An 11,775-nucleotide genomic window follows, 5' to 3' on the forward strand; every position below is an offset into this window, starting at 1 on the left:
TTGGCCAGTAGCAACCGCGCAGCCGCCCGGCAGCACTACCTCGGTGGGAACTCCCGCCGCAGTGTGCTGCCGGGCGGCCTGCGTGTGGTCACCGAGGACATGCCCGGGACGGGCAGCTTCAGCATCGGCTGCTTCGTCGGTACCGGCTCCCGCTTCGAGGCACCGCACCTGCACGGGGTCTCCCACTTCCTCGAACACGTGCTGTTCAAGGGCACCCGGCGCCGCGGTGCGGAGGAGATCTCGGCCGCCATCGAACAGGTCGGCGGTGACCTGAACGCGTACACGGCCAAGGAGCACACCTGCTTCTATGCCAAGACCCTCGCCGACGACGCCCCGATCGCGGTCGACGTGCTCACCGACATGCTGTCCGCCTCACTGCTCCGCGAGGCCGACATCGACGCCGAGCGGGCGGTGATCCTGGACGAGATCGCGATGCACCACGACGACCCGGCCGACGCCGCCGGAGAACTCGTCGCCAGCCGGCTGTTCGCCGGCACCCCGCTGGAACGCAGCGTGATCGGCTCCGACGCCTCGATCTCCGCCCTCAGCCGGGACCAGATCAACAGCTTCTGGCGGCGGCACTACCGCGCGCCCAGGATCGTCGTGGCCGCCGCCGGCCGGGTCGATCACGACCGGCTGGTCGACCAGCTCGCCGAGTTCGACGAACGGCTGGCCGGCAACGGCGACCAGCCCCGGCAGCGGCCTGCCCGCCCCAAGATCGACCCGGGCAGCGTGCTGGTCCGCAGCCGGCCGCTGGAACACGCCCTGGCCGTGCTCGGCTTCCCCAGCCCCGGTGTGTTCACCGACGGACCGGGCAGCGCGGTCGACCAGCGCCGCTACCCGCTCAACCTGCTCTCGGTGGTGCTCGGCGGCGGGATGAGCTCCCGGTTGTTCGTCGAGGTGCGCGAGCGCCGCGGGTTGGCGTACGCGATCGACGCGGGGGAGTCGGCGTACGCCGATGCCGGCAGCTTCACCATCGAATGGGGCAGCGTGCCCGAGCGGGTCGCCGACGTCACCGCGGTGGTCCGCGGCAGCCTCGCCGAACTGCTCGAGAACGGCATCGGCGAGGCCGAACTGGCCCGCGCCCGCGGCCAGCTGCTCGGCCAGACCCTGCTCGCCTTCGAGGGGCCGACCGCCCGGATGAACCGGCTCGGCACCGCCGAACTCTCCGGGGACACCCGGCGGATGAGCGAGATCCTGGAGCACTACGAACAGGTCACCCCCGACGAACTCGCCACGGTCGCCGAGGAGTTGCTGACCGTGCCACCGGTGCTGTCGGTGGTCGGCGGCCGGGTGAACCGGAACCGGCTCACCGGACTCGTCGAACGGTGGCTCTGACCCGCGCCGCCCGAGGTGCCCGCACCTCCTAGAGTGGGGGCGTACCCCTGCGATGAGACCCGAGAAGTGGAGTGAGCAATGGATATCGCTGTCTTTGGAGCCAACGGCCGGATGGGCGCGGAGGTGTGCCGGGCCGTTGGTCGTGCCGAGGGACTCGATCTGGTCACCGGGCTCGACTACGGCGACTCCAAGGAGGACGCCGGCCAGGCCCAGGTGATCGTCGACTTCACCCACCCCGAATCGGTGATGGACAACCTCAAGTGGGCCATCGAGAACGGCATCCACGCCGTGGTCGGCACCACCGGTTTCACCGAGGACCGGATCGCCCAGGTCCGGGAATGGCTGGCCGACAAGCCCGAGGTCGGGGTCGTGATCGCCGCCAACTTCTCCATCGGCGCGATCCTGATGATGGACTTCTCCAAGCGCGCCGCCCGGTTCTTCGACTCGGTCGAGATCGTCGAACTGCACCACCCGACCAAGGCCGACGCCCCCTCCGGCACCGCGACCAGCACCGCCCGGCAGATCGCCGCCGCCCGGCAGGCGGCCGGGCTCGGTCCGGTCCCCGATGCCACCGAGCAGGAGGTGCCCGGTGCCCGCGGCGCCGACATCGACGGGATCCGGGTGCATTCGGTCCGGGTGAAGGGCCTGATCGCCCACCAGGAGGTGCTCTTCGGCACCGAGGGGGAGACCCTCACCATCCGGCACGACTCGCTGGACCGGGCGAGCTTCATGCCCGGGGTCATCGAAGCGGTCCGCGCGGTCCCGAACCGGCCCGGACTGACCATCGGCATCGAGGGCATCCTCGGCCTCGAGGACCCGACCCCGAACGCGTGAGTCAGCAGGTACCGCAGTCCCAGCAGACCAGGGCGCAGCGGCGGCCGCGCCGCCGCGGCCTCGGCTGCCTGATCGCCTTCCTGGTCGTCTTCGCGCTGCTCCTCGGCGTGCTGGTGGCCGCCGACCGGATCGGCCGACGGTACGCCAACGACCAGGTCGCCCAGCAGGTGCAGACCCAGCTCGGACTGGCCCAGCAACCGACCGTCGACATCACCGGTTTCCCCTTCCTCACCCAGGTGGCCGCCAACCGCTTCGACCGGGTGGTGGTGGATGCCGCCGACGTCTCCACCGGTGGTTCGAAACCGATGACCGTGCAGCGGCTGCGGCTGGATCTGGGGCAGGTCGTCACCGGTGACAACTTCAGCCGGGCCACCGCCAGCACCCTCACCGGCAGTGCCGAGATCGCCTGGCCGGAGGTGCAGCGCGCCGCCGGCGTACCGGTCACCCCGCTGCCCGACGGGCGGGTCGAGCTCAAGGTGTCCCCGCGGGTGCTCGGGCAGCAGGCCACCGTGCTGCTGCGCGGCCGGCCGGCGCTCGATGTGGCCGCGCAGTCGCTGCGGGTCACCGATGTGCAGGCCGAGGTGGCCGGGTACCAGCTGCCGGATTCGGTGGTCAGCCGGGTCGTCGAGGAGTCGGTACCGGCGGTGCCGCTGCAGCTCCCGCTCGGGGTGCGGGCCGGCGGCCTGCAGGTGGACGCCCAGCAGCTCACCCTGGACCTGTCCGGGCAGAACATCGTGCTGGCCGGCTGACACCTTCGTACCGGGGTCATCCCAACTTTCTTACCACTTGGTATTAGAAATTTCTGATACCTCCATCTGTCCCCGATTCGTATGACAGACTTTCTCTCGCAGCCCGTGATTGCCAGATCCCCCGAGCCGGCAGTCACGGGCTGTTCCACGCCCGCGCCCCGCCCCTTGCGCCCTCGATAGGCTGATCCGGTGAGTGAACCGCGCCCCGATTCCGTCCGCCTGGCCCTTCCCCGGGAGGCCCCCGAACTGGCCGCCCTGCAGCGCCGTGTCTGGGCCGCCGAGCTGGGGGAGCGGGCCGACGCCGTGCTCGGCCAGCTCGACCTGGACACCATGACCGAGGCCTGGCAGCTCTCCATCACCCGCCCGCCGCTGGCCAGCTACCGGGTGCTGGTGGCGGTCGCCGCCAATGACGGGCAGGAGCCGGATCGGGTGGTCGGGATGGCGACCACGATGCCCAGCGACGACCCGGACGCCACCCAAGGCGTCGACGGACTGGTCGGGGAGTTCCTGATCGACCCGCTGGCCCGCGGCCGCGGCCACGGCTCGCGGCTGTTGAACGCCTGCGTGGACACCCTGCGCGCCGACGGGTTCGGGCTGGCCACCTGGTGGGTGAACTCCACCGATGACGACCTGCGCGGTTTCCTGACCGGGGCCGGCTGGGCGGCCGACGGCTCACACCGAGAGATCGGCACCGAGGACGAGAGCGTACGGATCAAACAGGTCCGCCTGCACTCCGACATCTCCGGTGGTCCGGCGGACGCCGCGGAAACCGGGTCGCCGGCCGCCGACTGAGGTGGCAGGCTGCCGCCATGACTCTCCTGCACCTGCGCCCCGGCCGCGGCGCGGTCGACCAGCCGGACCTGGTGCGGATCTGGCGTCGGGCCGTCGACGCCACGCACGACTTCCTGGCCCCCGCGGACCGCGATGAGATCCAGGCGAAGCTGGCCACCGACTACCTGCCGGCGGTGACCCTGACGGTCGCCGAACGCGCGGGGGCGCCGGTGGGGTTCTCCGGGGTGGCCGGGGACGGACTCGAGATGCTGTTCGTCGACCCGGACAGCCGCGGCAGCGGGGTCGGTACCGCGCTGCTGGAGCAGGCGATCACCGAGCAGGGAGTCCGGCGGGTCGAGGTCAACGAACAGAACCCGGCGGCGACCGGCTTCTATCTGCATCGAGGATTCGAGATCGTCGGACGCAGCGACACCGATGCCGACGGCCGGGCGTATCCACTGCTGCGACTGCGCCTGCGCGGCTCCGGTCCGCTAGCCTGAAACCCATGTCTGCTGCCGGTCTGCGAATCCCCCCGAAGCTCAAGCCCGACACCCTGCGGGTGATCCCGCTGGGCGGTCTCGGCGACGTCGGGCGGAACATGGCCAGCCTGGAGATCAACGGCAAGATCCTGCTGATCGACTGCGGCGTACTGTTCCCCGACGAGGCACACCCCGGTGTCGACCTGATCCTGCCCGGCATCGAGGCGATCCGGGACCGGATCGACGACGTGGTCGGCCTGGTGCTCACCCACGGCCACGAGGACCACATCGGCGCGGTGCCCTATCTGCTGCGGTTGCGCAACGACATCCCGGTGTTCGGCTCCCGACTCACCCTGGCGCTGCTGCGGGAGAAGCTGAAGGAGCACCGGATCCGCAACACCGACCTGCGCGAGGTCGAAGAGGGTTCGATCGTCACCGTGCCGGAGTTCGAGCTGGAGTTCCTCGCGGTCAACCACTCCATCCCGGACGCGCTGGCGGTCTTCCTGCGGACCGCCGCCGGGACGGTGCTGCACACCGGTGACTTCAAGATGGACCAGCTGCCGCTGGACGGCCGGCTCACCGATCTGCGGGCCTTCGCCCGGCTCGGCGAGGAGGGCGTCGACCTGTTCATGGTCGACTCCACCAATGCCGAGGTACCGGGTTTCACCACCCCGGAGAAGGACATCCAGCCGGCCCTGCAGCGGGTCTTCGCGACCAGCAGGCAGCGGCTGATCGTGGCCTGCTTCGCCTCCCACGTGCACCGGGTGCAGCAGGTGCTCGACGAGGCGGTACGCCACGGTCGCAAGGTCGTCTACGTCGGCCGCTCGATGGTGCGCAACATGTCCATCGCCCGCGACCTGGGCTATCTCAAGGTGCCCGGCAACACGCTGATCGAACTCAAGGACCTGGAGAAGTACAAGCCGGAGGACGTGGTGATCATCTCCACCGGCTCCCAGGGCGAACCGCTCTCGGCGCTGTCACGGATCGCGAACCGCGAGCACCCGGTGATCGAACTCAAGCCCGGCGACACCGTGCTGCTGGCGTCCTCGCTGATCCCCGGCAACGAGAACTCGGTCTACCGGGTGATCAACGGGCTGACCAAGCTCGGTGCCCGGGTGGTGCACAAGGGCAATGCGATGGTGCACGTCTCCGGGCACGCCTCGGCCGGTGAGTTGCTCTACTGCTACAACATCGTCAAGCCCAGGAACGTGATGCCGGTGCACGGCGAGGTACGCCACCTGGTCGCCAACGCCGAACTGGCGCAGGCCACCGGCGTACGCCGCGACCACACGGTGATCGTCGAGGACGGCGACGTGGTCGACCTGCACGACGGCAAGGTGTCGGTGGTCGGCCGGATCGACGCGAGCTACGTCTTCGTCGACGGCTCCAGCGTCGGCGACATCTCCGAGACCGAGCTCACCGACCGCAAGATCCTCGGCGAGGAAGGCTTCATCTCGGTGCTGGCGGTGGTCAACGTGCACACCAACCAGATCGTCTCCGGACCCGAGATCAACGCCCGCGGCTTCGTCGGCGACGACGCGGTCTTCGACGGCATCCGCGGGGAGATCTCCGAGGCGCTGGTGCAGGCCATGCAGGAGGGCGTCGATGACTCGCACCGGTTGCAGCAGGTGATCCGTCGCAAGGTCGGCCGCTGGGTGAACAAGACCCACCGCCGCCGCCCGATGATCATCCCCATCGTCGTCGCGACGTGACGCTCATCGAGTAGGCCGCCATGCGTAGCGCAGCGGAGCAATGGCGGCCGTGTCGAGATGAACCCCCGATCTCTTGCGGGAGATCCCACGGTGCGCGTGCCTGGGACGGTGCATAACCCCTGACATGTTCGGAGCGGGTGTCGGGGAAACCCGACACCGAGACACCAGCCTGCGGGATACTGCGCGGTGTGACCGACGAGCAGGCTGGAGCCATGAGCACACGCCCCGCCTCCAGCCCCGTCGAGGACCAGCCCACCGAATCGCCGAAACCCCTGCCGGTACGCCATTTCCGCGGCGTGGCCGCCGGGTCGGCGTACCTGCTGCTGAGCTTCCCGATCGCGCTGATCGCGTTCGTCCTGGTCGTCAGCATCGCCCTCCTCGGCGTCGGCATGTCGATCGTCTGGGCCGGGCTGCCGATCCTGGTGCTGACCGTCCTGATCGCCCGCGTCTTCGCGGCAACCGAGCGCCGGATGATCGCCTCGGTGGACGGCCGGCAGGCCCCCGAACCGGCGTACCTGGCGCCTGGGGGTGGCATGGTCGGGCGGTTGCTGACCCCGCTCCGGGATCCGCAGTCCTGGCTCGATGTGACCTGGGTGCTCGTCCGGTTCCTGTTGTCGATCATCACCTTCTCGGTCGCGCTGACCTGGCTGGTCGGCGCCGCCGCGATCGTCCTCGGCCCGCTGTCGGCGCTGGTCCTGGACGCGGTGCTGCCGCCCGGGGACTACAATCCGGCGCTGCGCGCGCTCGGTCTGGCCGACTCGATCTGGGCCGACGCCGCCCTGCAGGGTCTGGTCGGGCTGATCTTCCTGCTCACCCTGCCCTGGGTGATCCGCGGGCTGGCCACCGCCCAGGTCGCCCTCGCGCGCGGACTGCTCAGCTCCCGCGCCGAGCACCAGCGCGAGGTCGGTGAGCTGCGCAGCTCCCGGGCGGCGGTGCGGCAGGCCGAGACCGATCAGCTGCGCCGGTTGGAGCGCGACATTCACGACGGGCCGCAGCAGCGGCTGGTCCGCCTGAACATGGATCTGGCCCGGGCCCGCCGGATGGCCGCCACCGACCCCGAGAACGCCCAGATCGTGCTCGCCGGCGCGATGGAGCAGACCCAGGAGGCGCTCGGCGAGCTGCGGATGCTGAGCCGCGGGATCGCGCCGCCGGTGCTCGTCGACCGTGGCCTGGCCGCCGCCCTCGGGGAAGCCACCACCCGATCCCTGGTGCCGGTCCAGGTCGAGATCGACGTGCCCCGGTTGCCCGCCCACGTCGAGACCGCGGCGTACTTCGTCGTCAGCGAGGCGCTGGCCAACCTGAACAAGCATTCTGGAGCCAGCCAGGCCCGGGTGCTCGCTGGTGTCGAGGACGACTGGCTGTTCGTGACCGTGATCGACGATGGGGTCGGCGGTGCCGATCCGGCCAAGGGTCACGGCCTGGCCGGGCTCGCCGAACGGCTCCGCGGGGTCGACGGGCGGCTGGAGGTGGATTCGCCGGTCGGTGGTCCGAGCATGGTGCAGGCTGTCATCCCGTGCGCATCCTGATCGCCGACGACTCGGTCCTGCTCCGCGAAGGGCTCGGGCTGATCCTCGGCGACGCCGGTCACCAGGTGGTGGCCGGCGTCGACAACGGCGAGAGCCTGTACGCCGAGGCGCTGGCGCTGCGGCCGGACCTGATCATCACCGACATCCGGATGCCGCCCTCGCACACCGACGAGGGGCTGCGGGCGGCCGTCCGGATCCGCGCCGACTGGCCGGGCGCGCCGATCCTGCTGCTCAGCCAGTACGTGGTGCTCTCCTACGCCCAGGACCTGCTCGCCGCAGGGGAGGGCGCGATCGGCTATCTGCTCAAGGACCGGGTCTCCGACATCGACGGATTCCTGGATGCGGTGCAACGGGTCGCCGGGGGCGGTTTCGCGATCGATCCCGAGGTGGTGCAGCAGGTGTTCGCGCAGCGGCGTACCAATGATCCGATCGACGAGCTCACCCCGCGCGAACGGGAGGTGCTCGAGCTGATGGCCCAGGGGCACTCGAACGCCGGGATCGCCGCCGACCTGGTGATCACCGAGGGTGCGGTGGAGAAGCACACCCAGCGGCTGTTCGCCAAGCTCGGGCTGACCAGCGAGGACGGCCGGCACCGCCGGGTCAGCGCGGTACTGATGCTGCTGAACGGATAATTGTGTCTCGCCGGCCGAGCTCATCTCGACACGCACGAGCGTGGGTGGGACGCTGCGCACGGCGTGCTGCTCGATGAGCGGGGATCAGTCCTCGTCCTCGACCCAGTTCAGGGTGCGCTCGACGGCCTTGGTCCACTTGCCCATCAGGCGCTTGCGCTCCTTCTCATCCATCGTGGATTCCCAGCGCTTGTCCTCGGCCCACTGCTTGGTCAGCTCGGCCTCGTCGTCCCAGAAGCCGACCGCGAGCCCCGCGGCGTACGCCGCGCCGAGCGCGGTCGTCTCGGTGACCTTGGGCCGGATCACCGGCACATCGAGCAGATCGGCCTGGAACTGCATCAAGGTGTCGTTGGCGACCATCCCGCCGTCGACCTTCAGTTCGCTCAGGTCGACCCCGGAGTCGGCGTTCATCGCATCGACGACCTCCTTGCTCTGGAAGGCGACCGCCTCCAACGCCGCCCGGGCGATGTGGCCCCGGTTCGCGAACCGGGTCAGCCCGACGACCGCGCCGCGGGCATCGCTGCGCCAGTGCGGGGCGAACAGCCCGGAGAAGGCCGGTACGACGTAGACGTCGCCGTTGTCGTCGACCGACTTGGCCAGCTCCTCGACCTCGGGTGCGTTCTTGATCAGCTTCAGGTTGTCGCGCAGCCACTGCACCAGCGAACCGGTGACCGCGATCGAGCCCTCCAGGGCGTACACCGGCTTGTTCTCGCCGATCTGGTAGCAGACCGTGGTGACCAGCCCGTTCTTGGACAGCACCTTCTCCTCGCCGGTGTTCAGCAGCAGGAAATTCCCTGTCCCATAGGTGTTCTTCGCCATTCCAGGCTCGAAGCAGACCTGGCCGAAGGTGGCCGCCTGCTGGTCGCCGAGGATGCCGGCGATCTCGACACCGGCCAGCACCCCCCGCTCACGCACCTTGCCGTAGACCTCGGAGGAGGGCACGATCTCGGGCAGCATCGATTTCGGCAGGCCCATCGCCTCGACGATCTCGTCGTCCCAGTCCAGGGTGTCCAGATCCATCATCAGGGTGCGGGAGGCGTTGGTGACATCGGTGGCGTGCCGGCCGCCGTTGACCCCGCCGGTCATGTTCCACAGCACCCAGGTGTCCATCGTGCCGAACAGCAGGTCACCGGCCTCGGCCGCCTCCCGCGCACCCTCGACGTTGTCCAGGATCCAGCGCGCCTTCGGGCCGGCGAAGTAGGTCGCCAGCGGCAGTCCGGTGGTCTCCTTGAACCGGTCCGCACCCTGGTCGCCGCCGAGCTCGGTGCAGATCTTGTCGGTGCGGGTGTCCTGCCAGACGATCGCGTTGTAGACCGCCTTGCCGGTGTTCTTGTCCCACACCAGCGTCGTCTCGCGCTGGTTGGTGATGCCGACCGCGGCGATGTCGGATGCCTTCAGGTCGAGCTGGGCCAGCACCTCGGCGCACACCTTGCGGGTGTTGTCCCAGATCTCCTGCGGATCGTGCTCCACCCAACCGGCCTTCGGGAAGATCTGCTCGTGCTCCATCTGGGACACACCCTTGATGGTGCCGTCGTGGTCGAAGACGATGCACCGCGTGCTGGTCGTGCCCTGATCGATGGATGCGATGTAGTTGGTCATGTCCGGATCCTCTCTGATTCCGTGCCGAGTCGGGGTGATGGACGCGTTCAGCCGCCGTACCAGTGGAACAGTAGGCCACCGAGCACACCGCCGATGATCGGGCCGACGACGGGGATCCAGGCATAACCCCAGTTGCTGGAGTCCTTGTGCGGGATCGGCAGCAGCGCGTGGGCGAGTCGCGGACCCAGGTCGCGGGCCGGGTTGATGGCGTACCCGGTCGGTCCGCCGAGGCTGGCGCCGATGCCGACCACCAGCAGGGCCACCGGGATGGCCTCCAGCATGGTTCCCCGGCCGCCGTCCCAGGCGCCGAAGCTGAGCGCGCCGAAGACCAGCACGAAGGTGCCGATGATCTCGGTGATCAGATTCCACGGCACGCTGGCGACCTGGGGTGCGGTGGCGAAGATCAGGCTGGGCGCGTCCCCGCGGGTGTCGAACTGTTTCTTGTACGCCGCCCAGGTCAGGATCGCGCCACCGAAGGCGCCGACCAGCTGAGCGATCAGGTAGACCCCGATCGTGGGCGCGGTGACCGGGACGCCGGGGGCGAACTCGGTCGCACCGGAGGCCCAGACACCGAGGGTGACCGCCGGGTTCAGGTGACCGCCGGTGCGTGCGGCGGCGTACACCCCGGCCATCACGCCGAGGCCCCAGCCGAAGTTGACCATCAGGTTGCCGCCGCGATAGCCGTAGCTCTTCGGGAAGGCATTGTTGGCGACCACGCCCGCGCCGAGGACGATCAGGATCGCGGTGCCGATCAGTTCACTGGTGAAGATGCTCCACAGGCTCATCGATGGGTGCCTCTCAATCCGGGGGTGAGGTGTGAGGGCTGTCTCGGATGTGTGACTGTATCAGTGATCCAGAGTGTTGGATCGATGATCCATTCATACCCGGGTGGGCCGATCCGAACCCCGGTCCCGAGGATTTGGATGGGGGAGTGGGCGTCGGCTATGCTCTACCGGTTGCCGATCGCGTGATCGGACCCCAATCAATGAAGTTCTGACGAGGAGACACTCCAGTGGCTGCCGTATGTGACGTGTGCGCCAAGGGCCCGGGCTTCGGCCACAACGTGCCCTGGTCGAAGAAGAAGACCAAGCGTCGCTGGAACCCGAACATCCAGCGCGTCAAGGCCGTGATCGGTGGCACGTCCAAGCGTGTGAACGTGTGCACCTCCTGCCTGAAGGCCGGCAAGGTCGCTCGCTGACCCGGCCTGCGCCTGAGGACCTGTCCCATCCGGGGCAGGTCCTTTTTGCGTGTCCCGGGGTGGCTTCGACTCGCTCGTTCCTCGCTCGCCCAGCCGACGTGGGACGTCACAGGCGGTTCAGCACCTCATCGAGCATCGCCTCGGTGAGCCGGCCGGTGAAGGTGTTCTGCTGGCTGACGTGATAGCTGCCGATCAGGCGTACCGGCCGATCGCCGGGAGCCAGCAGCGTCGCCTCGGCGCCGTGCCCGAACCGCGGTTTCGGGCGGGGTACGCCCCAGCCGAGCCGGCGGGCGGCGGCCAGGGTGGCGTCCCAGGCGAGTGAGCCGAGCGCCATGATCGAACGCAGCCGCGGTGCCGAGAGCTGCAGTTCCCGGTCGAGCCAGGGCGCGCAGGCGTCCCGCTCCGCGGTGGTCGGCTTGTTCTGCGGCGGGGCGCAGTGCACCGACGCGGTGATCCGGATCCCGGTCAGCTCCAGCCCGTCGCCGGCGTGCACCGCGGTGGGCTGGTTGGCGAACCCGGCCCGATGCAGGGCGGCGTACAGCCAGTCCCCGGAACGGTCCCCGGTGAACATCCGCCCGGTTCGGTTGGCGCCGTGCGCGGCCGGTGCCAGGCCGACGATCAGGACCGGGGCCTGCGGGTCGCCGAACGCCGCCGCCGGCCGTCCCCAGTAGGGCTGATCGCGATAGGCGGCGCGGCGTTCGGACGCCACCTGCTCCCGCCAGGCGACCAACCGCGGGCAGGCCCGGCACACCGTGACCCGGGCCTCCAGCTCGGTGACATCACCCGCGGCGGCCGCCAGCTCGACCACCTCGGCAGGATCGTGCGCCACCGGCGTACCGGCCGTCGCCGGATCACCCGGCCACCCGCTGCCCGGCGGTACCGGGGAGGCGAACTCATGGCCGGTGATCGGGTGCGGGTCCATGGTCGGCAGCGTAGGGCC

The 11,775-nt window shown here is 69.6% G+C and carries 12 protein-coding genes; 9 read left to right on the top strand and 3 right to left on the bottom strand.

Going from position 1 to position 11,775, the window contains the following annotated elements; genetic code table 11:
- The 8 genes from BI335_RS00735 (at position 1) to BI335_RS00770 (ending at position 8,041) form a co-directional block, all read left to right on the top strand.
- The gene (locus BI335_RS00735; protein WP_229118924.1) at positions 1-1,338 is read left to right on the top strand and encodes a M16 family metallopeptidase; all 1,338 of its coding nucleotides are present in this window, start codon (positions 1-3) and stop codon (positions 1,336-1,338) included.
- 78 nt (positions 1,339-1,416) lie between these two features.
- Entirely contained in the window at positions 1,417-2,172 is a 756-nt protein-coding gene (gene dapB / locus BI335_RS00740) for a 4-hydroxy-tetrahydrodipicolinate reductase (protein ID WP_094360588.1), read from the top strand.
- The gene (locus BI335_RS00745) at positions 2,169-2,921 is read left to right on the top strand and encodes an LmeA family phospholipid-binding protein (RefSeq protein WP_094404111.1); all 753 of its coding nucleotides are present in this window, start codon (positions 2,169-2,171) and stop codon (positions 2,919-2,921) included. Before dapB ends, BI335_RS00745 begins: the two co-directional genes overlap by 4 nt.
- A 189-nt stretch (positions 2,922-3,110) precedes the next feature.
- Positions 3,111-3,713, top strand: a complete 603-nt coding sequence (locus tag BI335_RS00750) for a GNAT family N-acetyltransferase (protein WP_094360592.1) — start codon at positions 3,111-3,113, stop codon at positions 3,711-3,713.
- A 17-nt stretch (positions 3,714-3,730) separates the two neighbouring features.
- On the top strand, positions 3,731-4,192 hold the full coding sequence (locus tag BI335_RS00755; protein ID WP_094429425.1) for an acetyltransferase: 462 nt from the start codon (positions 3,731-3,733) through the stop codon (positions 4,190-4,192).
- Positions 4,193-4,197: 5 nt separating this feature from the next.
- Entirely contained in the window at positions 4,198-5,883 is a 1,686-nt protein-coding gene (locus tag BI335_RS00760) for a ribonuclease J (protein WP_094360596.1), read from the top strand.
- A gap of 212 nt (positions 5,884-6,095) precedes the next feature.
- Positions 6,096-7,409: a sensor histidine kinase gene (locus BI335_RS00765; RefSeq protein WP_094429426.1), complete on the top strand. Its 1,314-nt coding sequence runs from the start codon at positions 6,096-6,098 to the stop codon at positions 7,407-7,409.
- Positions 7,397-8,041, top strand: a complete 645-nt coding sequence (locus BI335_RS00770; RefSeq protein WP_094424791.1) for a response regulator — start codon at positions 7,397-7,399, stop codon at positions 8,039-8,041. Before BI335_RS00765 ends, BI335_RS00770 begins: the two co-directional genes overlap by 13 nt.
- Before the next feature lie 84 nt (positions 8,042-8,125).
- On the opposite strand, the gene glpK is transcribed toward BI335_RS00770, so the two are convergent.
- Together glpK and BI335_RS00780 are read right to left on the bottom strand one after the other, a co-directional pair.
- Positions 8,126-9,637: a glycerol kinase GlpK gene (glpK, locus tag BI335_RS00775; protein ID WP_094404107.1), complete on the bottom strand. Its 1,512-nt coding sequence runs from the start codon at positions 9,635-9,637 to the stop codon at positions 8,126-8,128.
- 47 nt (positions 9,638-9,684) lie between these two features.
- A complete protein-coding gene (locus BI335_RS00780; RefSeq protein ID WP_094360602.1) occupies positions 9,685-10,422 on the bottom strand; it encodes an MIP/aquaporin family protein in 738 nt (245 codons plus the stop codon).
- Between the two features lie 227 nt (positions 10,423-10,649).
- Here BI335_RS00780 and rpmB point away from each other — a divergent pair, with 227 nt between their 5' ends.
- Positions 10,650-10,835 carry a 50S ribosomal protein L28 gene (rpmB, locus tag BI335_RS00785; RefSeq protein WP_094360604.1) on the top strand — a complete coding sequence of 62 codons (186 nt, stop codon included), beginning with the start codon at positions 10,650-10,652 and terminating at the stop codon, positions 10,833-10,835.
- A 106-nt stretch (positions 10,836-10,941) separates the two neighbouring features.
- Here rpmB and BI335_RS00790 read toward each other — a convergent pair whose 3' ends face one another.
- Positions 10,942-11,757: a uracil-DNA glycosylase gene (locus BI335_RS00790; RefSeq protein WP_229118923.1), complete on the bottom strand. Its 816-nt coding sequence runs from the start codon at positions 11,755-11,757 to the stop codon at positions 10,942-10,944.
- Positions 11,758-11,775: the final 18 nt, after the last annotated feature.

The organism is Enemella evansiae (assembly GCF_002250705.1).
In the GTDB taxonomy this organism is placed as follows: domain Bacteria; phylum Actinomycetota; class Actinomycetes; order Propionibacteriales; family Propionibacteriaceae; genus Enemella; species Enemella evansiae.